Raw genomic sequence first — 25,526 nt, 5'->3', positions numbered from 1 at the left:
CAGCGAAAGCGACCGGTAAGTTTTTCTTACGAAGTAGTAAGCAACCGAATGCTCCGACCGGTCCTGCAATGGCGCCGGAAAAGATCATCAGGGCCTCCTGGTTCGTATTGCCCGCTGCCGCCGATAGCGGGTAATCGAGCCCTAATTGACCCCTCAAAAGTGTCCGCGCCCGTTCCCAGGATTTACTATCCAGATATCCACGCCAGGCTTACTATCCAGACATGCTGAACCCTGTGTGGCTGCAAACGCTGCAGGCTGTGATCGAATTCGGGTCGTTCGCCGACGCCGCGCGTCAGCTCGGCTATACGCCCTCAGCGGTTTCTCAACAGATGAGCCGCTTAGAGCGAAGTATCGGCGCACCGCTGTTCACCCGCGATGGACGCCGAGTTATTCCGACTTCGGCTGCTATTCGGCTCGCAGAGCGCGCGACAGCGCCGCTGGCCATGTTGTCAAGTCTGGACCTGGCCGAAGACACCGGTGACGACGTCACGCCGCTGCGGCTGGGCACCTGCGCAGGCGGTCTGCACTACATACGGCCGGCACTGCGCCAGTGGGCCGAAGACAGCCCACAGGTGGCCTTGTCCATGACTGCCGGTGAGTCATCTCAGCTGGTGGAAGATGTCGCGGTGGGCGCCCTCGACGTGGCGGTCGTATGCCGCTACAACCTGGTGCCACGCATCTGGCCGGGACAGCTGGCCAACAGCCTGCTGGCGAACGAGTCACTGGTGGTGCTACTACCAGCCAGCCATCCGCTCGCCCGACCCTGGACAGCTGTCAGCGACATGCGGCACGAATGGTGGATCACCGGCCCCGAAACCAGCGACGAGAGCACTGCGCTGCTACGCACATGCGCGGCGGCGGGCTTCGAGCCCCGAGTGGCGGCGCGAGTCCAGGACTACGAGGCGGCAGTGGAGTTGGTGTTGAACGGCTTCGGCGTCACGGTGGCGCCGGCCACCCTGGACCTGGCGTCTAAGAATGCCGGGGTGGTGGCCATCCCTGTGGCAGGGCTGCCGTTTCGCAGCGTTGAAGTGGTGCGCGCAGCCACCGACGACTCGATCGCGCTCGCGAACTTCATCGCGAGCCTGTATCCCGCGGCCCACGGCCGATCGACCGCCGCCTCTGACGCGGAGGGCCGTCGGATGCTCGGTCTACCAGGTTGACCAGGCGAGCCGGTGACAGGCGCTGGCGCGGCCGCTCCTGGCAAGGACACCCGGTAGCGGGTGTCCTTGCCAGCTGGGTTGGCCTGCACACCACGCTGTGGCTAGCGGCGCTCTAGATCCTTAGCGGTGAAAGCCACCGCGTCTTTGGCAGGCACGCGCACCCTGGCGTAACCGTGCTTGTCGACCGTGAAGGTGCGTCCCGTGCAGTCCCCGGCGGTCAGGCTGCCGTGGATGATGTCGCAGTACGTGCCGCGCGGCAGCCCGGTCTGGAACCTCATGGTCTTGGCGGCGGCGCCGTTGTTCAGCGCTATCCAGCCGCGGTGGCCACGGCTGAAGGCGATCAGGTTGACCCCGTCGTCGGCCCAGTTGGCGAGCTTGGCGTCGCCGACGTAGTTATGCCAGCCGACCATGTTGGCGACTCCCTTGGCGCGGTGGGTGCAGATCCAGCCGGCGTCGCAGTCGGTGTTGGTGACGAAGCCGCGCGCGTCGGCGGGCGGCGAGCCCTCCGGGTCGGTCCAGGCGAAGCTGGAGTAGACCTGCGGGGTGCCGTAGCCGTAGGCGAGCATGAACTCGTGGGCCAGGATGTTGGTGGCGCCGTCCTTGTAGTTCAGGGTCGAGCCGTTGCGTTCGGTGTCGTGGTTCTGGATGAACACCACTGACTTCTCGCTGGGCAGCAGGCCGGCCCGCTCGCCGAAGACTGACAAGTCGGTGATGTTGCCGCCCGGCGGGGTGGTGTAGCTCTTGAACGCGTCCCGGACCTGGCCGGCGAAGTCGAACCCGAGCACGTCGTTCCTGTCGGTGAAAGCCCAGGGCGACAACTTGCCCGGACCGCCCGGCGGCACCTCAAGGAAGACGTAGGGACGGGCGCCGTCCACGGTCCGGCGCAGCAGCTTCTCGATGGCGACCAGGTCGGCCTGCGGAACGTGCTTGGCTGCGTCAATCCGGAAACCCGACACGCCATAGCTGATCAGCTTGTTCAGGTACGCCGCCAGACGGTTGCGGACATAGGCGGTTTCAGTGCGCAGGTCAGACAAGCTCACCAGCTCGCACTTGGTGACCTGCAGGTAGTTGTTGAAGTCCTCGATGTCGCCACTCGGGCTGGGGCAGTCAGCCGGGGCGTGATGGAAGTTCGCGCTGGTGTACAGGCCCTGGTACTCGTACTTGGAGTAGCTCACGCCGCCGTAGGACAGAGTGCCCTGCCCCGTCATGTGATTGATGATCGCGTCGACATAGACCTTGACGCCGGCCTTGCGGCAGGTGCTCACCATCGACTTGAACTGCGCCTCGTTGCCCATCCGGCTGGTGAGCTGGTAGCGGACCGGCTGGTAGACCTCCCACCAGGGGTGCACCGGCCCGTCGGTCTTGGACAGCGAGTCCTGCGGCGGGGCGACCTGCACGCCGCCGAAGCCTTTCGGGCCCAGCACTGTCTTGCATTCGCGTGCGATGGAGACCCAGTTCCACTCCCACAGGTTGGCGATCACGTCGCGCTTGAGCTGGCCTGCGGCCCGGCTCGCGGCAGCGGCCGTGCTCGCGCCGGCGGCCTGACTGGCGCTCGCGCCCGCCGTGGCGCCGCCGACCGCGGTCACCGACGCCGCGGCCACGGTCACCGCGCCTGCGGCCACCGCGACAGCCGCCCAGATCCGCCGCCGCGCCCTGGCCGTGCCTCGGGCGGGTCCGGCGTGCACAGCGGAGATTGCTCTTTTCATGATGGTCCTTTCGTGGAGTTCAGCAGCGCGGGTGGCGTCGGCCGGCTACTCGATTCCTTACTAGTGACCTGGGTCACAACTGTCAACGACCAGGTCCCCGGCGAGGCGGTGAAGTTGTGCGGTCACACCGGCAGCCCCCGGCCGCCGGGGGCTGGCCTAGGCTGCAGGCGTGATCGGCACTGTGCAGGCGAGTCGCTACGTGACCCCGCTGCGCGAAGGCGGCTCGTTGCCCGGCATCGTCGAGGCCGATGACCTGGGCACCTACGTGGTGAAGTTCCGGGGCGCGGGTCAGGGTTTGAAGGCGCTGGTGGCCGAGGTGGTGGTCGGCGAACTCGCCCGCCGGCTAGGTCTGCGGGTCCCCGAACTGCGGGCTCTGGAACTGGACCCGATGATCGCGCGCTACGAGGCGGACCAGGAGGTGCAGGACCTGCTCAACGCCAGTGTCGGCCTGAATCTGGCGGTCGACTTCCTGCCGGGCTCCTTCGGCTGGGACGCCGGGCACCCCGCCGACCCTGCAGAGGCAGCGCGCATCCTGTGGCTGGACGCGTTCACCGCCAATGTGGACCGCAGCTGGCGCAACCCGAACCTGCTGATCTGGCACCGCCGGCTGTGGCTGATCGACCACGGCGCCGCGCTGTACTTCCATCACGGCTGGTCCCGGCCGGGCGCCGATCCGCAGCGCTTCGCCCAGCAGCCCTACGACGCCTCTGATCACGTGCTCGTCTCCTACGTCGCCGGAGTGGCCGAAGCCGACCGGGCTCTGGCGGCGCGAATCGACCGCCAGCTGCTCGAAGAGGTGTTGGACCAGGTTCCCGATGAGTGGCTGGAGCCCGACGACGCGGGGCCGGCGGCGGTGCGCGAGCGCTATCTGGACTACCTGCTGGCCCGGGTGTCGGGCGGGCGGGGCTGGCTGCCGCGGGCGGTCGCGGCATGAGCGAGGATCGCAGCGAGCGCCAGCGAGCGAGGACCGGAGCGAATCGGTGCGATGAGCGCTCGCGCGAAGAGCGGATCGCGGCATGAGTGAGGATCGCAGCGAGCGCCAGCGAGCGCCAGCGAGCGAGGACCGCATGAGCCGGCACGGTTTCCAGTACGTGGTGTTGCGCTGCGTGCCGCGGGTGGACCGCGAGGAGTTCGTCAACGTCGGCGTGGTGCTCTACAGCCAGAGCGCGGACTACCTGTGCTCGAGCAGCCGGCTGCAGGAGGCCCGGCTGCTGGCGCTGGCGCCAGACCTCGATCTGGACGCGACGCGCTCGGCGCTGGCCGCCATCGAGGCGGTCTGCTGCGGCCAGGCGGCGCCGGCGACAGCCGCCGGGATCACGCTGGGTCAGCGGTTCGGCTGGCTGGCCGCTCCACGCAGCACCGTCGTCCAGCCTGGGCCGATTCACGGCGGTGTGACCGATGATCCAGCCCGGCAGTTGCGGCATCTTCTGCAGGCGTTGGTCGGCTGACCCGTCGGCGCGAAAAGGGTTCGCCGGACGTGCTTGCGGCACGACATGCGGGAACGACACTATGTCGGAACGGGTTAGACGAACCCTCCCGCAGGTTGCAGCCCGAAAGGATCTCGCCGTGGCAACCAGCAAACTCGCCGCACCCCAGCTGGTGCTGAACAGCCGAATGCTCTACACCAGTTGGATTCCCGAAGACCCGCAGGCCTGCGAGCGGCTCCTGCCGCCCGCGGCGAATCCGGCGGCCAACCGAGCCGTGTACATGAACCAGTACGTGGTGGACTCCGCCGAGCAGACCACCGGCTTCGGGGCGTACTCGCTCACCTACCTGGGACTGGACCTGGACCTGTTCGCGCCGGACGGCGTGACGCCGGCGCGCTTCTTCACGCACTACTTCAACTCCTCAGAGGTGATGCGGGAGTACGCGGCGGAGCGAGGCGTGCCTGCGGGGTCGGGCGCCACCACCCTGGAGGTCGAAGGCGGGATCGCGACGGCGACCACGTCGGTGGACGGGCGGCCGATCATCCGCACCCGCGCCCAGGTCGGCGACACGGCCGACATCGTCCTGGCCGGGCACCTGCGTTACGTCACACGGGTGGAAAACCGGCTGATCGCAGGGAATTACCCCTATATCGGGGAACTGGTCAGCACGTTCAACGTGCAGTCCATCGAGTTCCTGGACCCCCAGCACCCGGTGTACGCGCTGCGTCCCGCCTCGCCACTGGACGTGGTGGCGGGCTCGTCCTTCTACGCCCCGCGCGACTCGTTCGTGTACCCGGGAGGCGAGGAGGACATCGGCCCCGCCGAGGGCGGCGGCCACGGCCCGCGACCGTAGCCGGGGCTCAACCGGCAGCGCGCGAGGGGCGGCTGCTCCGGCGTCGGAGCAGCCGCCCGGCGTTCGAGCAGCCGGTCAGCGGAACTCGTCCACCGAGTCCGCGGTCACGTCGTCCTCGTTGCTGACCTGCTGGTTCAGCTCGTCCTCGCCCACCACGTGCATGGCTGCCTCTTCGGCGCTGGCGGCGCTTCCTGCCTTGCCCACGTCGAAGGCCGCGACCTCCTCGGTGACCGAGTGGGCGCCTTCGTCCGGCGCCACCAGCCGGCCCGCGCGCGGGGCGGCCTCTTCAGTGACGTCCTCGGGGGTGATGTCGGGGATCTCCTGGGCAAGCCGCTGATCCAGGCTCTCACCCTCGGCCTGCTCGGCGGCGGTGTTGCCGAAGCGGGTGGCGACGGGGCTGTTGTCCGGCGGCGAGTAGCTGGTGTCCAGCGGCTCGTCGAGTTCGGCGCCCTCGCCGGTCAGCGTCTCGGCCGGGTCCAGGTACTCGGCGTCGTCGTCGCCAGCGGCGTAGACGTCGTCGCCGAAGGCGGTGTCATCAGTTTCGGTCATGGCTTCACTACATCACTTGCCAGGAGTTCTTGCGAGTTCGGCCCCCATCTTGCGCAGGGAAAGGCCGAACAGCGCCGAGCCGAACGCGGCGATCACCGGGCCCAGCAGCCGGTCGGCCACGCGGGGCGTCCAGCGAAGGCGGATGTCTTCAGACCAGAGGACCCGGGCGCCGTCGGCGGTGGGCCGCACCTCGATCTCGGCGCTCCCGGTCAGCCACGGCCCGAGCTTGCGGACCTGGCAGCGGCCCGGCGCCCCCTCGCCCGGCGGCTGCCACTCGGTGACCTCCATCGGGTCATCGAATCGGATCGGCCCCAGCCGGGTGCGGCCGGTGAACCGGGTGCCCAGTCCCGGGCCGGACGGGCCGTGGTGATCGACGGTGACGGTGGTCAGCGGGATCCAGCGGCTCTGCGCCGGCCAGTCTGTGACCAGCGCCCAGGCCGCCTCAGCGGAGGCCTGGACGGGCAGTTCGGTTCGGATTCGGGCCATCCTCCGATCCTATGGTCGTCTCCGGGTTGGCGGTTCCGGGTCCGAATGGGCCGCGAAGTAGGGTTTGAGGCACACCAGGACAAGGGAGTCTGACAAATGACTGAGACCTCTACGAGCGCCGAGGTCGCGGTGCTGCGCGCCGGCGGCAGCGAGGACCTGCAGCTGCCGGTCGTTCCTTCGAGCGAGGGATCGGCCGGGGTGAACGTGAGCAAGCTGCTCTCCAGCACCGGTCTGGTCACCTATGACCCCGGCTTCGCCAACACCGCCTCATGCGCGTCCGGAATCACCTACATCGACGGTGACGCGGGCATCCTGCGCTACCGCGGCTACCCGATCGAGGAGCTGGCCGAAAAGTCCAACTTCGCCGAGGTCAGTTACCTGCTGATCTACGGCGAGCTGCCCTCAGCCGACGAGCTGGCCGCCTTCACCTCCCGGCTCAACCGGCACACCCTGCTGCACGAGGACCTCAAGCGGTTCTTCGACGGCTTCCCCCGCGACGCGCACCCGATGCCGGTGCTGTCCTCGGCGGTGTCGGCGCTGTCGACCTTCTACCAGGACTCCCTGGACCCGTTCAACCCCGAGCAGGTGGACCTGTCCACCATCCGGCTGCTGGCCAAGCTGCCGACTATCGCCGCCTACGCCTACAAGAAGTCGGTCGGGCAGCCGTTCCTCTACCCCGACAACTCCCTCGGCATGGTCGAGAACTTCCTGCGGATGACCTTCGGCTTCCCCGCCGAGCCGTACCAGGCCGATCCGGCGGTGGTCCGCGCCCTGGACCTGCTGTTCATGCTGCACGCCGATCACGAGCAGAACTGCTCGACCTCGACCGTCCGGCTGGTCGGCTCATCGAACGCGAACCTGTTCGCCTCGGTCTCGGCCGGCATCAACGCGCTGTTCGGCCCGCTGCACGGCGGCGCCAACAGCGCCGTGCTCGACATGCTGCAGTCGATCCGCAACGACGGCGGCGACGTGAAGCGGTTCGTCGAGCGGGTGAAGAACAAGGAAGACGGCGTGAAGCTGATGGGCTTCGGGCACCGGGTGTACAAGAACTACGACCCCCGGGCCACCATCATCAAGAAGACCGCCGACGAGGTGCTCTCGGCTCTGGGCAAGCGCGATGACCTGCTCGACATCGCGATGGAGCTGGAGGGTTACGCGCTGGCAGATGACTACTTCGTCAGCCGCAAGCTGTACCCGAACGTCGACTTCTACACCGGCCTGCTGTACCGGGCGATGGGATTTCCGACCAAGATGTTCACGGTGCTGTTCGCGATCGGCCGGCTGCCGGGCTGGATCGCCCAGTGGCACGAGATGATCAACGACCCGGACACCAAGATCGGCCGGCCGCGTCAGCTCTACACCGGGCCCACCAGCCGGCACTACCCCGGCGCGTAGCGCTGTCCGTGCTGCAGTCCAACGCCGGTGTCCGGTAGACAGTAAGCATGAGCCAACAAGTCCGCGCCGTCATCGCCCGCAGCAAGGACCAGCCGGTCGAACTGGTCACGATCAACGTTCCGGACCCCGGTCCGGGCGAGGCGGTGGTCAAGATCGGCGCCTGCGGGGTCTGCCACACCGACCTGCATTACCGCAACGGCGGCATCAGCTCGGACTTTCCATTCCTGCTGGGCCATGAGGCCGCCGGAGTCGTCGAGAGCGTCGGCGAGGGCGTCACCGAGGTCGCGCCCGGCGACTTCGTGATCCTGAACTGGCGGGCGGTCTGCGGTCAGTGCCGCGCCTGCAGCCGGGGACGGCCGCAATACTGCTTCAACACCCACAACGCCACCCAGAAGATGACCCTCGAGGACGGCACCGAGCTGTCGGCGGCGCTGGGCATCGGCGCGTTCGCCGACAAGACGCTGGTCGCCGCCGGCCAGTGCACCAAGGTCGACCCGCGGGCCTCGGCCACAGTGGCCGGCCTGCTCGGCTGCGGCGTGATGGCCGGCTTGGGCGCGGCGATCAACACCGGCGGGGTCGGCCGGGGCGACTCGATCGCCGTCATCGGCTGCGGCGGGGTAGGCATGGCGGCGATCGCCGGGGCGCGGCTGGCCGGCGCCACCACCATCGTCGGCGTCGACATCGACGAGCGGAAGCTGGTGACCGCCCGCGAGTTCGGCGCCACCCACGTGGTGAACTCCAAGGCCACCGATCCGGTGGAGGCGATCCGGGAGGCGACCGGTGGCTTCGGCGTCGACGTGGTGGTGGACGCGGTCGGCACGCCCGAGACCTACAAGCAGGCCTTCCTGGCGCGCGACCTGGCCGGCACGGTGGTGCTGGTCGGCGTGCCCAGTCCCGAGGCCAGGGTCGAGTTGGGATTGGCCAATGTCTTCGGCCGCGGTGGCGCGTTGAAGTCCTCGTGGTACGGCGACTGCCTGCCCTCTCGCGACTTCCCTATGCTGATCGAGCTTTACCTGCAAGGGCGTTTGCCGCTGGACAAGTTCGTGACCGAGACCATCGGCATCGACGACGTCGAGGCGGCCTTCACCAAGATGCACCACGGCGACGTGCTGCGTTCGGTGGTTGTCTTCGAGTGAGGGAGGTTCGATGAGGGAGCATCGCAGGCGCGCAGCGCCGAGGAGCGGACCTCATCAGGCGATGAGCGCTCGCGCGAAGAGCGAGGAGGTTCGATGAGCGCGCGTGTCCAGCACACCACGACCTCGGGGACGTTCAACCTCGACGGCGGCAGCTGGGAGGTGGAGAACAACGTCTGGCTGGTGGGAGACGACACCGAGTGCGTCGTCATCGACGCTCCGCATCAGCTGTCGCCGATCCTCGAGCTGATCGGCGACCGGCAGCTGAGGGCCATCCTGTGCACGCACGCGCACGACGATCACGTGACGGCGGCACGGCAGTTGAGCGAGGCCACCGGCGCGCCGGTCCGGCTGCATCCGGCTGACGAGGTGCTGTGGCGCCAGACGCATCCGGACTTCGACTTCGTGCCACTGGCCGGCGGTGAGCAGCTTGAGGTCGCCGGGGTCTCGATCGAGGTCAGGCACACACCGGGGCACTCCCCCGGCGGGGTCTGCTTCTACGTCGCCGAGTTGGGGGTGGTGTTCAGCGGCGACACGCTGTTCAAGGACGGTCCCGGCGCCACCGGGCGGTCCTATTCCAACTTCGGCACCCTGCTGGACACCATCCGCTCGGGGCTGTTCACCCTGCCGATCGACACCGTGGTGCACACCGGCCACGGCGACTCGACGTCGGTCGGCGCGGAAGCGCCGCATCTGGACGAATGGATCGCCCGCGGCCATTGACGGCCATTCACTGTGCCCTGTCTCCGCCGCGGACCGGCGCCTGATCAGGGTGTCTTGTCCGAATTTTACCGCTACCCTGAACCGGTGATCGAGCTGCTGAGCTTTCCTAACCCGGTCAATGAGAAGGCGGCTCGGGTGGTCGCCGCGGGTGTGGCCTCGCTGAGCCTGCTGGCCTTGCTCCCCGACCTGACCTGGTTGTCGCTGCCGATCGCGGTCGGCTTTGCGCTGCGGGTGGCCTCTGGTCCTCGGTTCAGTCCGTTGGGATTACTGGCCACCCGGCTGATCGCGCCGAGGCTGGGAGCGCCGAAGCTGGTGCCAGGACCGCCCAAGCGGTTCGCCCAAGCCATCGGCGCGAGCCTCAGCACCGCCGCCGCGCTGGCCCACTTCGGCTTCGGCGCGAGCGGGCTGGCCCAGGCGCTGCTGGCCCTCATCGTGCTGGCCGCGCTGCTGGAGTCGGTGTTCGCGTTGTGCCTGGGCTGCGTGCTGTTCGGCCAGTTGATGCGAGCCGGCGTTCTCTCGCCCGACGTCTGCCAGGCCTGTGACGACGTCAGGCTGCGCTATGGCCAGAATGGATAGGTGACCTCCGCCTCGCCGGTGCCTGAAGCTGATCTCGGATCTGACTCGAGCTCAGCCGCCGGCTCAGGCCGACCGCCTGCCGGCTCGGAGTCCTCAGCCAAGGCCCGGCGCACCGATCGGCTGGGCCTTGAGGTGCTGCTGGTGCTCGGGGTGTCCCTGGGCATCTCAGCGCTCTACTCCTGGGTCAACTTCCTCGACATCCAGACCCGGGGCGGCTTTCGCGGCGCCACCGCCACGCTCAATCCGGCGGAGAGCCCGCGTGCCTGGGTCGACTTGTCCTACCAATTGCTCGGACTGCTCAACGGCCTCGTTCCGGCGCTGCTGGCGCTGCTGTTGCTGAGCCGGCTGCCGGGCCTGGCGGGCTTCGGCATCGGACTGGACCGCTCGCGGTGGAGACGCGAAAGCCTGCAGGGACTGGGCATGGCCGCGTTGATCGGGCTGCCCGGCCTGGGGCTGGTGATCCTGGCCCGGCGCCTCGGGGTCAACGCCGAACTGCAGGCCTCGGGCCTGGCCGAGATCTGGTACCGCTACCCGGTGCTGATCGCAGAGGGCGTCAAGAACGGCGTGCTCGAAGAGATCGTGATCGTCGGCTACCTGCTGACCCGGTTGCAGGCGATGAGGTGGCCGGTCGGGCGGGCCATCCTGGTCAGCGCCCTGATCCGCGCCAGCTACCACACCTACCAGGGCATCGGCGGCTTCGTCGGAAACCTCGTCATGGGAGCGCTGTTCGGCTGGTGGTTCGCCCGGACCAAGCGGGTGCTCCCGCTGGTCATCGCGCACAGCGTGATCGACATCGTGAGCTTCGTCGGCTACGCCGCGCTGCACGACCGGCTCAGCTGGCTCTGAGGCAGACCACGCTGCGGCCTTATGCGATGAGCCTCACAGCCAAGCCGCCTCCGCCAGGACTTGCCTGCCCAGCTCATCAGCGCAGAAGCCATATTGGCGCGACGGACAGCGAGCACTGTGACAGGGTCGGGTCATGATGTCGAGCGCCGAGATCCGACACGTTCAGCAGGATGAGATCGCGCCGTGGCTGCGCGCCCTGCGAGCCACCTTGCTGATCAACCCGGCTGCAGGCAATGAACGCTCGCTGGCCTGGTGGCAGGAGGTGTGGGACCCCGACCGGGTATTCGGCGGTTACGCCGAGGGCCGCTGCGTGGCCACCCTGCGGACGTTTCCCACCACCTTGACGGTCCCGTCCGGTCCCGCCGAGTGCGCCGAGCTGCCGATCGACGCGCTCACCCAGGTGACGGTCGCGGGCACCCACCGGCGTCAGGGACTGCTCACCCGGATGCTGACCCAGTCACTGCAGAACGCCAAGGACCGCGGCGAGGCGGCCAGCCTGCTGCGGGCCGCGGAGTGGCCGATCTACGGCCGGTTCGGGTACTGGCCGGCCGCGATGGGCGCCAACTACCGGATCCTGTCCATGCGCCGGCCCCAGGTCCTGCCGCCGGCGACCGCTCACCAGCTCGTCGGCATAGATCCAGAGCTGCTGCCCGCGCCCGCGGCCGAGGTGCACCGCCGGGCCCGGATGCGGCGCGCCGGCCACATCGACCGGACCCCCGCCGACTGGCAGCGCAGGCTGGGACTGAGCGGCCTGCGCCCGTCGGGGGTGCGCGAACCGGTGTGCGTGCTGGCTCGCAACGCAGACGGCCGGGTGGACGGCTACGCCCTTTGGCGCGCCAACGACGGCGACTTGTTACTGCACCCCGACCAGGTGCAGGTCACCATCGACGAGGTGCTGGCCGCCACCGACGACGCCTACCGGGCGCTGTGGCACTACCTGCTCAACCTCGACCTGGTCCGCGTGCTGCTGCTGCAGGCCTACGCAGTGGACGAGCCGCTGGAGTGGCTGCTCTCCGACGGCCGGGCCGCGCAACGCACCTGGATCGGTGACAACGACTGGCTGCGGCTGCTGGACGTGCCCGCGGCCCTGTCGGCACGCCGCTACGCCAGCACCGACCGGCTGGTGCTGGAGGTGGTGGACCGCGACGGCGGCTGGGCGGCCGGCCGCTACACCCTGGACGGGGGTCCCACGCATGCCGAGTGCCGGGCCACCCCGGCGGCCACCGCGGACCTGCGGCTGTCGCAGCGAGCGCTGGCCGGGGTCTACCTCGGCGGCAACACCGTCGCCTCGCAGCAGCTGGCCGGCTTGGTCGACGAGGAGACGCCGGGCGCGGCCGCTCGCTTGGAGTCGATGTTCTGGACCGCTCAGCAGCCCTGGAACGCCACCCCTTTCTGAGCGGCGTCCGGGCTCGGCGGCCTGACACCCCGAGGCTGCGGAGTCAGCCCGTCACGAAGTCGATCAGCTCCTCGACCGAGCGCAGCAGCGGCACCTCGACGTCGGCGAAGCTGTTCACCGAGGCCAGCACCCGCCGCCACATCTCACGGGTGTCCGACACCCCCAGCGCGGCGGCGATGCCGTCCTTCCACTCGACGTCGCGGCCGATCACCGGCCACGCCTTGATGCCCAGCGCGGTGGGCTTGACCGCCTGCCAGATGTCGACGTAAGGGTGGCCCTTGATCAGCACATGCGGTGAGGTGACGCTCGCGGCGATCCGGGTCTCCTTCGAGCCGGGCACCAGGTGGTCCACCAGCACTCCAAGCCGCCGGCCGGCACCGGGTTGAAACTGGTGAACCTGTTCGGCCAGGTCATCGATTCCGCCCAGCGGCTGCACCACGACCCCTTCGATCCGCAGGTCATCGCCCCAGATCCGCTCGACCAGGGCCGCGTCGTGCGCTCCCTCGACCCAGATCCGGCTGGCCTTGGCGACCTGCGCCTTGACCCCGGCGACCGCGACCGAGCCGGAGGCCGTGCGGCCGGGCCGGGCGGGACCGGTCGCTGCCCGAACCGGCCGGACCAGCGTCACCAGCTCGCCCTCGAGCAGGAAGCTGGCCGGCAGCATCGGGAACTCCCGACGCCGTTCCAGGCGGTCAGCCAGGATGACGGTGTCACGTTGCTCGCCGGCCACGATCGTGCGGCCCAGCGCCACCACCGCTCCGCAGTAACCGTCCAGCGTCTCCACCACCAGCTCCAGGTCGGCGGGGACCTGCCGAACAGCCTTACGCGAATGGGTAGAACGCGATGCCAGCACGTCGTCGGGGTACACGCCGAGCAGCTTAGAGATCTGCCTGGGCAGCAGCGGGGAAGCCCACGCCGGCCGTTCCCGTTCGGTACCGTAGGCAGCTGTGCCGAATGAACGACGATGTGCCCAGCTCGCCGCCTGGGGCTCTGCCTGGCTGGCAGGCGCCGCAGCCTTCGATGACGTGCTCGACGCCGTCACGGGCTCGGGCCGTCATGTCGGCGGCGCCGGCTTCGGGCCCGGCCCCAACCCGGTCGGCGCGGCGCTGGCCGAGTGGAAGCGCACCGGCTCCTCAGTCCTGACGCTGGTCCTGCCGGTGCCCGGCGACGTCCGCGGGCTGGCTGGCCCCGCGCCGTTTCGCGCCACCGCGCTGGCGGCCGGCGAGGCGGTCTACGGCCGGGACTTCGGGCTCACCCTGCTGCCGGGCCGTGAGACCCCCAGCAGCGCCGGCCGGGAGTTGATCTGGCACCGGGCCGAGGTCAGCGCGTTGCCGCCGGACCCGATCAGCATGGCCGACGCCGAGCACGAGCTGACCGAGTCGATCCGTGAGACGGCGTCGCTGTTCGCCCGCCGTGGTGTCACTAGCTGGCTCACCGACATCTCACCGGCTCTGTCCAATGCCAGGCGCGCCGGCGAGCGGCTGCACCTGCCCGCCAGCCATCCGCCCCGGGCGGTCCGGCTGATCGCCCAGGCCGAACGGCTGTCGGCGGTGCTGCTCGTCGTCGACACCGACGACACCGCCCAGCTCACCGCCTCGGCCGTGGCCGAGCGTGACCTGGCGCTGGCGCCGTTACGGCTGGCGGTGCGCCGGGCGCTGCTGGCCGGTTACAACGCCGCCGCCGAGGTCTCAGCCGGACCGTGACCGGGCCTGGGCCGTCACACAACGCCGCCGAGGCTCAGCCGGCCGGTGAACCACGCCGGGCCGGCGCCGGGCAGCAGCTCGCGGGGCAGTCCTGCCCGCACAACCCCAGCCCACCCAGGTAGGCCGGCGGGCGGGCGGCCAGCTGCTCCTGCACTAGGTCTGCCAGTCCTGCCACGAACGCCGGATGGGTGCCGGCGGTGCTGGCCCGGGCGAACTCCAGCCCCAGTTCCGCGGCGGTGTCACTAGCCTCGTTATCCAGGTCCCAGAGCACTTCGAGGTGGTCGGAGACGAAGCCGGTCGGCGCCACCACCACGCCCGGCACACCCGCCGCCGCCAGCGTCCGCAGGTGGTCGTTGACGTCCGGCTCCAGCCACGGCGTCTGGGGCGGCCCGGAACGCGATTGCCACACCAGGTCGAAGTCCGCGCCGGGCCCGCGAACGGTCTCGGCCACCAGCCGGGCCGTCTCGCGGTGCTGAGCTGAGTAGAGCCCGCCGGCCGGCCCGGCGGTGTCGTTCATCGACACCGGGATCGAGTGCGCGGTGAACACCAGCCGGGCGGCAGCCCGCGCGTCCGGCGAGAGCTCGGCCAGGGCGTTGCGCACCGCCACGGCATTGGCGGCGATGAAGCCCGGATGGTCGAAGTAGTGCCGCAGCTTGGTGAACCGGGGCGCGCCGCCGGCCGGCTCGGACCCGGCTAGCTCGGCCCCGGCCGGCTCGGACCCGGCTAGCTCAGACCCGGCCGGCTCAGATCCGGCTAGCTCAGGCCCGGCTACCTCGGACCCGGCTAGCTCAGCGGTGGCGCGTGCCAGGTCTTCGCGGTACTGCCGGCAGCCGGAGTACGAGCCGGTGGCGCTGGTGGCCAGCACCAGCGCGTGCCGGCGGCCCTCAGCTGCCATCTGACGGGCGGTGTCGGTCAGGAACGGGCGCCAGTTGCGGTTGCCGAAGTAAAGCGGCAGGTCGATGCCCCGGCGGCCGAACTCGGTGCCCAGGGCCGCCAGCAGCGCCTGGTTCTGCGCCGTGATTGGCGAGACTCCGCCGAAGTGCTGGTAGTGCTCGGCGACCGCCTCCAGCCTCTCGTCGGGCACCCCGCGCCCGGCGGTCACGTTGCGCAGGAACGGCATGACCTCATCGGGCCCCTGAGGGCCGCCGAAGGAGAGCAACAGGAACGAGTCGACAGGTGATTCACTCACTCCTAGCAAGCTAGTCCTTGCCAGGCCGTCTGGGTCACACGCCCATCGCGTGGAAGCCGCCATCGACGTGGATCATCTCGCCGGTGGTGGCCGGAAACCAGTCCGACATCAACGCGGCGCAGCTCATCGCCACCGGGGTGGCGTCGTTGATGTCCCAGCCCAGCGGAGCGCGACCCTCCCATGCCTGCTCGAACTGCATGAAGCCAGGGATGTTCTTGGCCGCCATCGTGCGCACCGGGCCGGCCGCCACCAGATTGACCCGGATCCCACGCGGGCCCAGCTCCCGGGCCAGGTAACGCGAGGTGGACTCCAGGGCGGCCTTGGCCACGCCCATCCAGTTGTAGGCCGGCCAGGCGACCGTGGCGTCGAAGTCCATTCCCACGATGGAGCCGCCGGACGGGCCGAACAGCGGCAGCGTCGCCACCGCCAGTGACTTGAAGCTGAAGGCCGACACCTCGACCGCGGTGGCCACGTCGGCGAACGGCGCGTCCAGAAAGCCCTCGCCGAGGCAGGACTGGGGAGCGAACCCGACCGAGTGCAGCACCCCGTCCAGGCCGTCGACATACTCACGGACCCGGCCTTCCAGCGCCGCCAGGTGCTCCGAGGAGGTGACGTCCAGCTCGACCACCGGCGCCGGCTTGGGCAACCGGCCCGCCACCCGCTCGACCAGGGAGAGCCTGCCGAAGCCGGTCAGCACCACCTCCGCGCCCTGCTCCTGCGCGACCTTGGCGACCGCGTAGGCGATCGAAGACTCGGTGATGACGCCGGTGATCAACAGCCGCTTGCCGTCCAGAAGTCCCATGTCCTCAATTTCCTCTCAGCTGATGACGAGCCGACCGCGCTTAGAAGCCCATGCCCAGGCCGCCGTCGACCGGAAGGACCACTCCGTTGACATAGGCGGCGTCGGCGGAGGCCAGGAACCGGACCACCCCGGCGACCTCGGTGACCGACCCGTACCGGCGCAGCGGCACGCTGCCCAGCACCTCTGTCTTGCGTGCCTCGGTCATCGCCGCGGTCATATCGGTCTCGATGAAGCCGGGCGCCACCACGTTGGCGGTGATGTTGCGACTGCCCAGCTCGCGGGCGATCGAGCGTGCCAGGCCGATCAGGCCGGCCTTGCTGGCGGCGTAGTTGGCCTGCCCGGGCGCGCCGGTCAGCGCCACGACCGAGGAGATGAACACCATCCGGCCGCCCTTGGCCCTGAGCATGCTCGCGGTGGCACGCTTGGCCACCCGGTAGGCGCCCGTCAGGTTGGCATCGAGCACCCGGGTGAAGGAGTCCTCGCTCATCCGCATCAGCAGCTTGTCATCGGTGATGCCGGCGTTGGCCACCAGCACCTGCACCGGGCCGTGCTCGGCCTCGACCTTGCTGAAGGCCGTGTCCACCGACGCCTCGTCGGTCACGTCGCAACGCACCCCGAACAGCCCGTCCGGGACGCCGCTGCCGCGGTGGGTCACCGCGACCTTGTCACCCGCCTCGCTGAACGCCCGGGCTATCGCCAGACCGATTCCACGGTTACCACCAGTCACCAACACAGATCGGCTCACGCGGCTCACGCTAGCCGATGGCCGAGCAGATCCGGCCCCGGGACCGGGCAACGGGCGAGCGCGGCGTCAGCTGAGCCGGCCCGACCAGAGCAACGAGCTCGCCCCGGCGGCCATGGCCAGCAGCAGGCCGGCCAGCATGAACCGCCAGCTGATGTCGCGCTGCGCGGTGGTGTAGCCGATCTGGGAGCCGATGTCCTCATAGACCGTCCTCAGCTCCTGCACCGAGGCCGCGGTGTGGAACGAGCCGCCGGTCGACTGGGCCAGGCCACGCAGGGTGACCTTGTCCGAGGGCACCGACTGCACGGTGCCCTGCACCTCGACCGTTCCGCTGTCGGTGCCGAAGGCGATCGTCGACACCGGCGTGCTGGCCTTCTTGGCCTCAGCGGCGGCCTCGGACACCTTGCGCCCGACGGTGTTGTAGCCGTCGCTGAGCAGCACCACCCGCGCCGGCGCCGGCTTGTCGTTGGTCACGGTGCTCGACCGGCTGAAGGTGCTGAGCGCGTCCAGGCAGGCGAAGACTCCCTCGCCGATCGCGGTGTACTGCTCCAACTGCAGGCCGGCGATCGCCCGCTTGACGACCTCGCGGTCCAGGGTGGGCGGCACCAGAACGTTGCCGGAGCGGCCGAACTTGACCAGGCCGAGGTTGATCCGCGGGGGAAGCAGGTCGGCGAACTCCTGGGCCGCCTGCTGGGCGGCTTCAAGCCGGCTGGGCAGCACGTCGGTGGCCTGCATCGACAATGAGACGTCGATCGCCAGCATCACGGTGGCCTTCTCCTGCGGCACCCGGACCGAGGCGGTCGGGCCGGCCACCCCCAGCGACAGCACCGTCAGAGCTGTCAGCAGCAGCGCGAAGGTCAGGTGCCGGCGCCAGCCCGGCCGGCGGGGAACCACGCTGGCCAGCAGCTGGGTGTTGCTGAACCGCGCTGTGAACTTGCGGCGGCGCAGCTGCGCCAGCAGGTAGGCCAGCGCGACGGCGGCGACGGCCAGCAGGATGAACAGCCAGTACGGCGACCTGAAATGCATCAGTGCACCCCGATCATTCCGGCGCGCGAGGGCGGTCGCACCGCTACCCCCCGGCGACGGGTGACGACGAACTTGACGATGTCGGACAGCCAGTCCGAGTCGGTGCGCAGCCGCAGCTGGTCCGCGCCGGCCCGGCGCAGCATCGAGGCGATCTGCTCGCGTTGCTCGACGGCGGCGCTGGCGTAACGCTGCCGCAGCTGGGGGTCAGAGGTCTGCACCTCCAACTGCTCACCGGATTCGGGGTCGACGAAGGTCACCAGGCCGGCGGCCGGCAGCTGCAGCTCGTGCGGGTCGATCACCTCGATGCCGAGCAGCTCGTGGCGGTCGCCCAGCCCGCGCAACGGCCGTTCCCAGTCCTGGTCGCCGAGGAAGTCCGAGATCACCACCACCATGCCGCGCCGCCGGGGCGGGCGCCGCACCTGCTCCAGCGCCCTGGCCAGATCGCCGCGACGGCCCTCGGCGGCCCGCGGCGTGCTGGCCAGCTTGCGCATCAGGTAGCGGGCGTGGTTGGCGCCGGCCACCGCCGGGATCCGGTAGGTCTGCTCGCCGGTGGTGATGACCGCGCCGATCCGGTTGCCGGCTTTGGCGGTCAGGTGCGTGATGGCGGTCGCGGCGGCGAAGGCCAGCTCGCGCTTTTCCATGTTGACGGTGCCGAAGTCCAGGCTCGGCGACAGGTCCACCACCAACCAGGTCTCCAGCTCCCGGTCGGCGACCGTCTGCCGCACGTGCGGGGTCATCGTCCGGGCGGTGACCGGCCAGTCCATCCGGCGGACGTCGTCGCCGGGGTAGTACTGCCGCGACTCCCCCGGCTCACTGCCAGGGCCGGGGACCAGGCCGAGGTAGTTGCCCAGCAGCAGGCCGTCCAGCTTGTTGCGCACGGCGTACTCCAGCCGGCGCAGCACCGCCTCCGGCTGGCCGGACAGCCCCGCTTGGCCGGACGGCGCCACCTGGCCGGACGGCCCCGCTTGACCGGACAGCGCCACCTGGCCGGACGGCCCCGCTTGACCGGACGGCATCGCCTGGCCGGGAGCCGCGGGACGGCTCGCGTCCCCGGCGGGGCCACGGTGCCTGCTCACGCCGGCGGCGCCCAGTTTCCGGACTGCCGCGACTGGTCAGGGAGCTGGCTCAACGGCTGGCTCACTGGTTGGCCGGAGGGCATGGCGTGCGCGCCGTTGGGGTAACCGGCGGTGCTGGCGTTGGGTGCGGCGGTGGCGGCGGCCGGGATGAAGCCGCTGCTGGCCCGCTGCCGCGGGGCGACCTGTGGCAGCGGCACGGTCTGCAGCACCCGGGACACCGCGTGGGCCGCTGACACGCCGTCTGCCACCGCGTCGTAGGACAGCACCATCCGGTGCGGCAGGACGTCGATCGCCAGGTCCAGGACGTCCTGCGGCAGGACGTAGTCACGCCCGCGCAGCAACGCCAGCGCCCGGCCCGCCGCGATCAGCCCCAGGCTGGCTCGCGGGCTGGCGCCGTAGGCGACCCAGCCGGCAACGTCGGCCATGCCGAACTCGGCCGGTTGCCGGGTGGCGACCACCAGCCGGACCACGTAGTCGACCACCGCGTGATGCACGAAGACCCGGCCGGCGCGGCGCTGCAACTCGATCAGCTCGTCGGTGCTGATCACCGCCTGGGCGACCGGCGGCTCGACGCCCATCCGGTAGACGATCTCGCGTTCCTCAGCCGCTGACGGGTAGTCCACCGAGATCTTCATCAGGAAGCGGTCGCGCTGCGCCTCGGGCAGCGGGTAGACGCCCTCGCTCTCGATCGGGTTCTGGGTGGCCAGCACCAGGAACGGCTCGGGCAGCGGGTAGCGCTTGCCGCCCAGTGACACCTGGCGCTCGGCCATCACCTCCAGCAACGCCGACTGCACCTTCGCCGGCGCCCGGTTGATCTCGTCGGCGAGCACGAAGTTGGCGAACACGGGGCCGAGCTCGGTGTCGAACTGCTCACGGCCCGGGCGGTAGATCCGGGTTCCGACGATGTCGGAGGGCACCAGGTCGGGGGTGAACTGCAGCCGCGCGAAGGATCCGCTGACCGTGCGGGCCAGGGTCTCCACGGCCAGGGTCTTGGCCACCCCGGGCACACCCTCGAGCAGGCAGTGCCCGCGAGCGAGCAGGCTGACCATCAACCGCTCGACCATCCGCTCCTGGCCGACGATGACCCGCTTGACCTCGAACATCGCCCGTTCGAGCGCGGTGGCGTCGGCGGCCGGGGTGGGTGTGGAAACCCGCTCGGTCATATGTCTCCTCGCACTGGTCTTGCGTCTTCGCGCGCACTGGCGCCTCGAGGCGCCGGTGGCTGCCACCCGCAACGGTAACCGAGCATGCTGAGCGGTCTCAGCCGCCGATCGCCGACATCGGCCGCTCGGGCTGGCGGAACCCCGGCGCGTTGATGCCGTGGCCGGCGGGCTTGGCGCGCACCGCCACCCGGATCAGCTCGGCCAACTCGGCGTCGGTGGCGCCCTGCCGCATCGCCCCCCGCAGGTCGGTCTCCTGATGCCCGAACAGGCAGGTGCGCAGCTGGCCGTCCGCGGTGAGCCGCAGCCGGTCGCAGTCGCGGCAGAACGGCCGGCTGACCGAGGCGATGATGCCTACTCGGTGCCCGCCGGCCGGCGCCTGTGCCCAGTGCGACCGGTCGGGGCCGTCCAGCACCTCGAACTCCTCGGCCGGAGCGTGGCCCCGGTTGGCCGTCTGCCGCAGCGTGAAGGACTGCCCGAGCACTTCGAGCACCTCGTCGGCGGTCACCATGTCCGCCAGGGTCCACAGGTGCTCGGCGTCCAGTGGCATGTGCTCGATGAAGCGCATCTGGTAACCGGCCCGCAGCGCCCATTCCAGCAGTTGCGGCGCCTCGGCCAGGTTCTGGTCGCGCATCAGCACCGCGTTCACCTTGACCGGGCTCAACCCGGCGCTCTGGGCGGCGGCCAGCCCCGCCAGCACGTCGGCGTGCCGGTCACGTCGGGTGAGGCTGTGGAACTTCTCCCGATCCAGGGTGTCGAGTGAGACATTGACCCGGTCCAGACCCGACCGGGCCAGCTCCTCGGCCTTGTCGGCCAGCGAGATCGCGTTCGTGGTCAGCGACAGCTCGGGCCTGGGCTGCAGCTGGGCCAGCCGGCGGATCAGCCCGGCGACCCCGGCCCGGACCAACGGCTCGCCGCCGGTCAGCCGGATCGTCCGCACGCCCAAGCCCAGGAACACCGTCGCCAGCCGCACGATCTCGTCGTCGGAGAGCACCGCCTTTGCCGGCAACCAGGCCAGCCCCTCGGCGGGCATGCAGTAGGTGCAGCGCAGCGAGCATTTGTCAGTGAGGGAGATGCGCAGGTCTTCGGCCTGCCGCCCGAACGTGTCAAGCAGCACCGCGCCGGACGGGGGCTCGATCTCCGGGTTCATCAGTTCAGCCTAGACGTTGCCGGGCTCAAGAGGTCAGGTCAACGGCCGGGTGGCCCCGATGAAGTCGGATCCCACCTGATCCCACGGCGCCACCCGCACCACGTCACCGGAGTGGGGCGCGTGCACGACGTTGCCGCCGCCGATGTAGAGCGCGACATGGTGGATGGCGCCGATGCCGCCGTCGGACCAGAAGAGCAGGTCGCCCGGCAGAAACTGGCCGGGCTGGGGGTGGACCGAGCCGGCGTAGTACTGCGAGGCCGCGAAGTGGTCCATGTACAGCCCCTGAGGCGCCCAGGCGTACATGGTCAGACCCGAGCAGTCGAAGCCGAACACCTGGCTGTCGTGCGCCCCTGCGGTGCCGGGCGAGTCGACGCCGTAGGTCGGGCCGTCGTAGCCGCCGCCGGCCCAGGCGTAGGCGACGCCCAGTCGGCTGAGCGCCCGATTGGCCGCTGCCTGGCCCTTGCTGGCCGTCCAGCTTCCGGTCGTGGCGGCCGGTGGCGGCGGGACGTAGCCACCGCCGCCGCTGTTGTTGTTGCCGCCGCTGGTGTTGCCGCCGCTGGTGTTGCCGCCGCTGGTGTTGCCGCCGCCGCTGGTGTTGCCGCCGCCGCTGGTGTTGCCGCCGCCGCTGGTGTTGCCGCCGCTGTTGTTGCTGTTCTCCTGCTCCTGCCGCTGCTGGCGCTCCCGCTCGGCACGCTGCTGGCGCTCCTGCTCCTCGCGGGCCTGGGCTGCCGCGGCGGCGGCCGCCGCGGCTGCCCGAGCCCGGGCCAGGGCTTCCTGCCGGGCTCGCTCGGCGGCGATCCGGGCCTGCTCCTGCTGGTAGGCGACGAACCGGGCGCGCTGGCCGTTGAGGACCGCGAGCTGGGTCTGGGCAGCGAGCAGTCGCCGCTGATAGCCGGCTTCGCTGGCCCGCAGCTGGGCGGCCTGTGCCTGCTGGTTGGCGTAGGCCTGCTGGGCGGCTCGCTGGGCGGCGGCGGCGGCGACGGTCAGCTGCTGCTGCAGCGTCACCAGCGACCTGGCTTTGGCCTCGGCGTTGGACCTGGCCACGGTTGCCCGGTCCAGGACGCTCATGGCGTCCAGGTGCCGGGAGGAGACGTAGTTGCGGTAGTCCCCGCCCTGCAGCAGGGCACTGGGGTCGCTCGCGCTCAGCAGGCCGACCGTCGAGGAGCCCAGCGAGGGTGAGACATAGCTGTCGTGCACGTAGTCGGTGAGCTTGGCACGAGCGGTCTGGACGCCTTGGTGGGCCGAGTTCACCTCGGCCTGAGCCTGGGCGGCCTGGTACTTGGCCTTGTTGAGCTTGAAGATCGCGAAGGCGACCTTCTGCTCGGCCAGCTCCAGCTTGGCGTCGAGGGAGTGCAGCGTCGCCTGGGCCTGGGCGATCTGACCGGACAGCACCCCGACGGTGTGGGCAAGTGACGCCTTGGCCGACCGGGCGGCGCTGAGCTGGGCGTCGGAGGGGTTGGGCGGCTTGGGCGCGGCCAGCACCGCGCCGGGGGCGCACAGCAGCGACCCGGTCACCGCGGTGGCGCACAGCAGGGCACGCAGTTGGGCTTTTCTGAACACCGTCAACCCCTCTGTTGTGCCAGTGCTGTGGGACACACTGCCAGTTGAGTCCCATAAGCGCCACTGGTCCCGCCAGTCACATGGGTTTCATCGCGAAACGGAAAACGGCAGCCGAAACCGGCTGCGGGGCACTCAGCTCGTACCTATCGGCCTACCGATGGCATGGCTTAGCCGGCGGTGCGGAAGAATGGCGGCCGAGAACCGGACGAGGGAGAACATCGTGCCTGCAGGCCACCCGAACAGCTTTGACGCCAAGGCCCAGCTCCAGGTCGGCGACACGGACTACACCTATTTCAGGCTTGACAAGGTGCCCGGTTCGGACAAGCTGCCGTACAGCCTGAAGGTGCTGCTGGAGAACCTGCTGCGCACCGAGGACGGCCTGAACGTCACCGCCGAGCAGGTGCGGGCGGTGGCGCAATGGAAGCCGGACGCAGAGCCGGACACCGAGATCCAGTTCAGCCCGGCCCGCGTGGTGATGCAGGACTTCACCGGCGTTCCGGCTGTGGTCGACCTGGCCACCATGCGCGAGGCCGTCGCCGAGCTGGGCGGTGACCCGGCCCGGATCAACCCGCTGGCCCCCGCAGAACTCGTCATCGACCACTCGGTCATCGCCGACCTGTTCGGCGGCCCGGACGCCTTCGCCGGCAACGTCGACCTGGAGTACCAGCGCAACTTCGAGCGCTACCAGTTCCTGCGCTGGGGCCAGACCGCCTTCGACGAGTTCAAGGTGGTGCCGCCGGGCACCGGGATCGTGCACCAGGTGAACATCGAGCACCTGTCCCGGGTGGTGTTCGGCCGCTCGGTCGAGACCGCGGACGGCGAGGTCCTGATGGCCTACCCCGACACCGTGGTGGGCACCGACTCGCACACCACCATGATCAACGGCCTCGGCATCGTCGGCTGGGGCGTCGGCGGCATCGAAGCCGGGGCGGCGATGCTCGGCCAGCCGGTCTCGATGCTGATCCCGCGCGTGGTCGGCTTCAAGCTGTCCGGTGAGCTGCCCGAGGCCACGACCGCCACCGACCTGGTGCTGACCATCACCGAGATGCTGCGCAAGCACGGCGTGGTGGGCAAGTTCGTGGAGTTCTACGGCGAGGGGGTGGCGGCGGTGCCGCTGGCCAACCGCGCCACGATCGGCAACATGAGCCCGGAGTACGGCTCGACCATCGCGGTGTTCCCGATCGACGACGAGACGGTCAAGTACCTCGAGCTGACCGGACGCAGTCCCGAGCAGATCGCGCTGGTTCAGGCCTACGCCAAGGCCCAGGGCCTCTGGCACGACCCGTCCGCCGAGGCCGAGTACTCCGAGTACCTCGAACTCGACCTGGGCACCGTGGTGCCCTCGATCGCCGGCCCCAAGCGCCCGCAGGACCGGGTGTCGCTCACCGAGTCCAAGCCGGCGTTCCGGACCGCGCTCAGCGCCTACGTCGATGACCCGATCAACCCGGTCGCCGCCGGCGCCGCCGGGCAGGACGAGGCGTCGATGGAGTCCTTCCCGGCCAGCGACCCGCCCAGCCAGACCTCCGGCGACTCCGAGCCCGACCCCAACCAGCTGATCTCGGCCGGCGCCGGGTCAGCGGGGGGCAGCGGGCGGCCGAGCTCGCCGACCCGCGTGCGGCTGGCCGACGGCGCCGAGTTCGACCTGGACCACGGCGCGGTGACGATCGCCTCCATCACCTCGTGCACCAACACCTCGAACCCGTCGGTGATGATCGGCGCGGCGCTGCTGGCGAAGAAGGCCGTCGAGAAGGGGCTCACCCGCAAGCCGTGGGTCAAGACCTCGCTGGCGCCCGGCTCCAAGGTGGTCAGCGACTACTACGACCGCTCCGGCCTGACCCCGTACCTGGACAAGCTCGGCTTCAACCTGGTCGGCTACGGCTGCACCACCTGCATCGGCAACTCCGGACCGCTGATCCCCGAGGTCAGCGCCGCGGTGAACTCCGCCGACCTGGCCGTCACGGCGGTGCTGTCGGGCAACCGGAACTTCGAGGGCCGGATCAACCCCGACATCAAGATGAACTACCTCGCCTCACCGCCCCTGGTGGTGGCCTACGCGCTGGCCGGAACGATGGACATCGACCTGTTCAACGAGCCGTTGGGCAAGGACCCCGAGGGCCAGGACGTCTTCTTGCGCGACATCTGGCCCAGCACCGCCGAGATCGAAGAAGTGGTCAGCGGCTCGATCGCCCGCGAGATGTTCGTGACCGACTACGCCGACGTCTTCGCCGGCGACGAGCGCTGGCAGTCGCTGCCCACCCCCCAGGGCCAGATCTTCACCTGGGACCCCGAGTCCACCTACGTCCGCAAGCCCCCCTACTTCGACGGCATGCAGCGTGAGCCGGCGCCGGTCACCGACATCGACGGCGCCCGGGTGCTGGTCAAGGTCGGCGACTCGGTGACCACCGACCACATCAGCCCCGCCGGCTCGATCCGGGCGGACTCGCCGGCCGGGAAGTACCTGGCCGAGCACGGCGTCGAGCGTAAGGACTTCAACTCCTACGGCTCGCGGCGCGGCAACCACGAGGTGATGATCCGGGGCACGTTCGCCAACATCCGGCTGCGCAACCAGCTGGCGCCGGGGACCGAGGGCGGCTTCACCCGCGACTTCACCACCGGTGAGGGTGACGACGCGAAGGTCACCTCGGTCTACGAGGCCTCCGAGAACTACCTGGCCGCCGGGACCCCGCTGGTCGTGCTCAGCGGCAAGGAGTACGGCTCCGGGTCGTCGCGCGACTGGGCGGCCAAGGGAACGGCACTGCTGGGAGTCAAGGCGGTGATCGCCGAGTCGTACGAGCGGATCCACCGCTCCAACCTGCTCGGCATGGGTGTCCTGCCGCTCCAGTACATGGACGGCGAGAACGCGGAATC

At 69.9% G+C, this 25,526-nt stretch carries 24 protein-coding genes; 12 read left to right on the top strand and 12 right to left on the bottom strand.

Annotated features, from left to right (window positions below; translation table 11 throughout):
- The first annotated feature begins 221 nt into the window (after positions 1–221).
- The gene (locus VGB75_05270) at positions 222–1,160 is read left to right on the top strand and encodes a LysR family transcriptional regulator (GenBank protein HEY0166435.1); all 939 of its coding nucleotides are present in this window, start codon (positions 222–224) and stop codon (positions 1,158–1,160) included.
- A 101-nt stretch (positions 1,161–1,261) separates the two neighbouring features.
- Here VGB75_05270 and VGB75_05265 read toward each other — a convergent pair whose 3' ends face one another.
- Positions 1,262–2,866 carry an alpha-amylase family protein gene (locus tag VGB75_05265; protein ID HEY0166434.1) on the bottom strand — a complete coding sequence of 535 codons (1,605 nt, stop codon included), beginning with the start codon at positions 2,864–2,866 and terminating at the stop codon, positions 1,262–1,264.
- A gap of 169 nt (positions 2,867–3,035) precedes the next feature.
- Between VGB75_05265 and VGB75_05260 the strand changes: the two genes are divergently transcribed.
- From VGB75_05260 to VGB75_05250, 3 genes are all read left to right on the top strand, one after another.
- The gene (locus VGB75_05260; GenBank protein ID HEY0166433.1) at positions 3,036–3,800 is read left to right on the top strand and encodes a HipA family kinase; all 765 of its coding nucleotides are present in this window, start codon (positions 3,036–3,038) and stop codon (positions 3,798–3,800) included.
- A gap of 82 nt (positions 3,801–3,882) precedes the next feature.
- Positions 3,883–4,314, top strand: coding sequence for a DUF3037 domain-containing protein (locus tag VGB75_05255; GenBank protein HEY0166432.1), 432 nt, complete (start codon positions 3,883–3,885; stop codon positions 4,312–4,314).
- Positions 4,315–4,432: 118 nt separating this feature from the next.
- The gene (locus VGB75_05250) at positions 4,433–5,146 is read left to right on the top strand and encodes a hypothetical protein (GenBank protein HEY0166431.1); all 714 of its coding nucleotides are present in this window, start codon (positions 4,433–4,435) and stop codon (positions 5,144–5,146) included.
- Positions 5,147–5,221: 75 nt separating this feature from the next.
- Here VGB75_05250 and VGB75_05245 read toward each other — a convergent pair whose 3' ends face one another.
- Positions 5,222–5,695, bottom strand: a complete 474-nt coding sequence (locus tag VGB75_05245; GenBank protein ID HEY0166430.1) for a DUF5709 domain-containing protein — start codon at positions 5,693–5,695, stop codon at positions 5,222–5,224.
- 12 nt (positions 5,696–5,707) lie between these two features.
- Positions 5,708–6,181 (bottom strand): SRPBCC family protein, encoded by a 474-nt coding sequence (locus VGB75_05240; protein ID HEY0166429.1) that lies wholly within the window; start codon positions 6,179–6,181, stop codon positions 5,708–5,710.
- A gap of 96 nt (positions 6,182–6,277) precedes the next feature.
- Here VGB75_05240 and VGB75_05235 point away from each other — a divergent pair, with 96 nt between their 5' ends.
- The 6 genes from VGB75_05235 to VGB75_05210 all read left to right on the top strand — a co-directional run bounded on the left by VGB75_05235 (position 6,278) and on the right by VGB75_05210 (position 12,250).
- Positions 6,278–7,576 carry a citrate synthase gene (locus VGB75_05235; protein ID HEY0166428.1) on the top strand — a complete coding sequence of 433 codons (1,299 nt, stop codon included), beginning with the start codon at positions 6,278–6,280 and terminating at the stop codon, positions 7,574–7,576.
- Positions 7,577–7,623: 47 nt separating this feature from the next.
- A complete protein-coding gene (locus VGB75_05230) occupies positions 7,624–8,712 on the top strand; it encodes an S-(hydroxymethyl)mycothiol dehydrogenase (GenBank protein HEY0166427.1) in 1,089 nt (362 codons plus the stop codon).
- A 93-nt stretch (positions 8,713–8,805) separates the two neighbouring features.
- Positions 8,806–9,432 carry an MBL fold metallo-hydrolase gene (locus tag VGB75_05225; GenBank protein ID HEY0166426.1) on the top strand — a complete coding sequence of 209 codons (627 nt, stop codon included), beginning with the start codon at positions 8,806–8,808 and terminating at the stop codon, positions 9,430–9,432.
- 84 nt (positions 9,433–9,516) lie between these two features.
- Positions 9,517–10,008 (top strand): DUF4395 domain-containing protein, encoded by a 492-nt coding sequence (locus tag VGB75_05220; protein ID HEY0166425.1) that lies wholly within the window; start codon positions 9,517–9,519, stop codon positions 10,006–10,008.
- Positions 10,009–10,854 carry a CPBP family intramembrane glutamic endopeptidase gene (locus VGB75_05215; GenBank protein ID HEY0166424.1) on the top strand — a complete coding sequence of 282 codons (846 nt, stop codon included), beginning with the start codon at positions 10,009–10,011 and terminating at the stop codon, positions 10,852–10,854.
- Between the two features lie 133 nt (positions 10,855–10,987).
- The gene (locus tag VGB75_05210) at positions 10,988–12,250 is read left to right on the top strand and encodes a GNAT family N-acetyltransferase (protein HEY0166423.1); all 1,263 of its coding nucleotides are present in this window, start codon (positions 10,988–10,990) and stop codon (positions 12,248–12,250) included.
- Between the two features lie 43 nt (positions 12,251–12,293).
- On the opposite strand, the gene VGB75_05205 is transcribed toward VGB75_05210, so the two are convergent.
- Entirely contained in the window at positions 12,294–13,118 is an 825-nt protein-coding gene (locus tag VGB75_05205) for a DUF3097 domain-containing protein (protein HEY0166422.1), read from the bottom strand.
- A 79-nt stretch (positions 13,119–13,197) separates the two neighbouring features.
- Here VGB75_05205 and VGB75_05200 point away from each other — a divergent pair, with 79 nt between their 5' ends.
- Positions 13,198–13,953: a hypothetical protein gene (locus tag VGB75_05200; GenBank protein ID HEY0166421.1), complete on the top strand. Its 756-nt coding sequence runs from the start codon at positions 13,198–13,200 to the stop codon at positions 13,951–13,953.
- A gap of 34 nt (positions 13,954–13,987) precedes the next feature.
- Here VGB75_05200 and VGB75_05195 read toward each other — a convergent pair whose 3' ends face one another.
- The 8 genes from VGB75_05195 to VGB75_05160 form a co-directional block, all read right to left on the bottom strand.
- Positions 13,988–15,142, bottom strand: coding sequence for a ferrochelatase (locus VGB75_05195; GenBank protein ID HEY0166420.1), 1,155 nt, complete (start codon positions 15,140–15,142; stop codon positions 13,988–13,990).
- A 34-nt stretch (positions 15,143–15,176) separates the two neighbouring features.
- On the bottom strand, positions 15,177–15,944 hold the full coding sequence (gene fabI, locus VGB75_05190; protein ID HEY0166419.1) for an enoyl-ACP reductase FabI: 768 nt from the start codon (positions 15,942–15,944) through the stop codon (positions 15,177–15,179).
- A 40-nt stretch (positions 15,945–15,984) separates the two neighbouring features.
- On the bottom strand, positions 15,985–16,689 hold the full coding sequence (fabG, locus tag VGB75_05185; protein HEY0166418.1) for a 3-oxoacyl-ACP reductase FabG: 705 nt from the start codon (positions 16,687–16,689) through the stop codon (positions 15,985–15,987).
- A gap of 66 nt (positions 16,690–16,755) precedes the next feature.
- Positions 16,756–17,712, bottom strand: a complete 957-nt coding sequence (locus VGB75_05180; protein HEY0166417.1) for a VWA domain-containing protein — start codon at positions 17,710–17,712, stop codon at positions 16,756–16,758.
- Complete coding sequence (locus VGB75_05175; protein ID HEY0166416.1) at positions 17,712–18,788, bottom strand: DUF58 domain-containing protein; 1,077 nt, start codon at positions 18,786–18,788, stop codon at positions 17,712–17,714. The genes VGB75_05180 and VGB75_05175 overlap by 1 nt, the downstream gene beginning before the upstream one ends.
- The gene (locus tag VGB75_05170) at positions 18,785–19,951 is read right to left on the bottom strand and encodes a MoxR family ATPase (GenBank protein HEY0166415.1); all 1,167 of its coding nucleotides are present in this window, start codon (positions 19,949–19,951) and stop codon (positions 18,785–18,787) included. The genes VGB75_05175 and VGB75_05170 overlap by 4 nt, the downstream gene beginning before the upstream one ends.
- Positions 19,952–20,048: 97 nt before the next feature.
- Positions 20,049–21,098, bottom strand: a complete 1,050-nt coding sequence (gene moaA / locus VGB75_05165) for a GTP 3',8-cyclase MoaA (protein ID HEY0166414.1) — start codon at positions 21,096–21,098, stop codon at positions 20,049–20,051.
- Between the two features lie 33 nt (positions 21,099–21,131).
- The gene (locus VGB75_05160; GenBank protein ID HEY0166413.1) at positions 21,132–22,658 is read right to left on the bottom strand and encodes an NlpC/P60 family protein; all 1,527 of its coding nucleotides are present in this window, start codon (positions 22,656–22,658) and stop codon (positions 21,132–21,134) included.
- 220 nt (positions 22,659–22,878) lie between these two features.
- Here VGB75_05160 and VGB75_05155 point away from each other — a divergent pair.
- The coding region (locus VGB75_05155) for an aconitate hydratase (protein ID HEY0166412.1) at positions 22,879–25,526 on the top strand (2,648 nt) is incomplete at its 3' end.

Origin of the sequence: Jatrophihabitans sp. (assembly GCA_036399055.1) — a bacterium.
GTDB lineage: Bacteria > Actinomycetota > Actinomycetes > Mycobacteriales > Jatrophihabitantaceae > Jatrophihabitans_A.
This window is presented reverse-complemented; position numbering and strand designations above follow the sequence as displayed.

Coding starts and splice junctions, on each gene's coding strand:
- VGB75_05270 (HEY0166435.1), top strand. CDS start 222: ATGCTGAACCCTGTGTGGCTGCAAACGCTGCAGGCTGTGATCGAATTC.
- VGB75_05265 (HEY0166434.1), bottom strand. CDS start 2,866: ATGAAAAGAGCAATCTCCGCTGTGCACGCCGGACCCGCCCGAGGCACG.
- VGB75_05255 (HEY0166432.1), top strand. CDS start 3,883: ATGAGTGAGGATCGCAGCGAGCGCCAGCGAGCGCCAGCGAGCGAGGAC.
- VGB75_05245 (HEY0166430.1), bottom strand. CDS start 5,695: ATGACCGAAACTGATGACACCGCCTTCGGCGACGACGTCTACGCCGCT.
- VGB75_05240 (HEY0166429.1), bottom strand. CDS start 6,181: ATGGCCCGAATCCGAACCGAACTGCCCGTCCAGGCCTCCGCTGAGGCG.
- VGB75_05235 (HEY0166428.1), top strand. CDS start 6,278: ATGACTGAGACCTCTACGAGCGCCGAGGTCGCGGTGCTGCGCGCCGGC.
- VGB75_05230 (HEY0166427.1), top strand. CDS start 7,624: ATGAGCCAACAAGTCCGCGCCGTCATCGCCCGCAGCAAGGACCAGCCG.
- VGB75_05225 (HEY0166426.1), top strand. CDS start 8,806: ATGAGCGCGCGTGTCCAGCACACCACGACCTCGGGGACGTTCAACCTC.
- VGB75_05210 (HEY0166423.1), top strand. CDS start 10,988: ATGATGTCGAGCGCCGAGATCCGACACGTTCAGCAGGATGAGATCGCG.
- fabI (HEY0166419.1), bottom strand. CDS start 15,944: ATGGGACTTCTGGACGGCAAGCGGCTGTTGATCACCGGCGTCATCACC.
- VGB75_05180 (HEY0166417.1), bottom strand. CDS start 17,712: ATGCATTTCAGGTCGCCGTACTGGCTGTTCATCCTGCTGGCCGTCGCC.
- VGB75_05170 (HEY0166415.1), bottom strand. CDS start 19,951: ATGACCGAGCGGGTTTCCACACCCACCCCGGCCGCCGACGCCACCGCG.
- moaA (HEY0166414.1), bottom strand. CDS start 21,098: ATGAACCCGGAGATCGAGCCCCCGTCCGGCGCGGTGCTGCTTGACACG.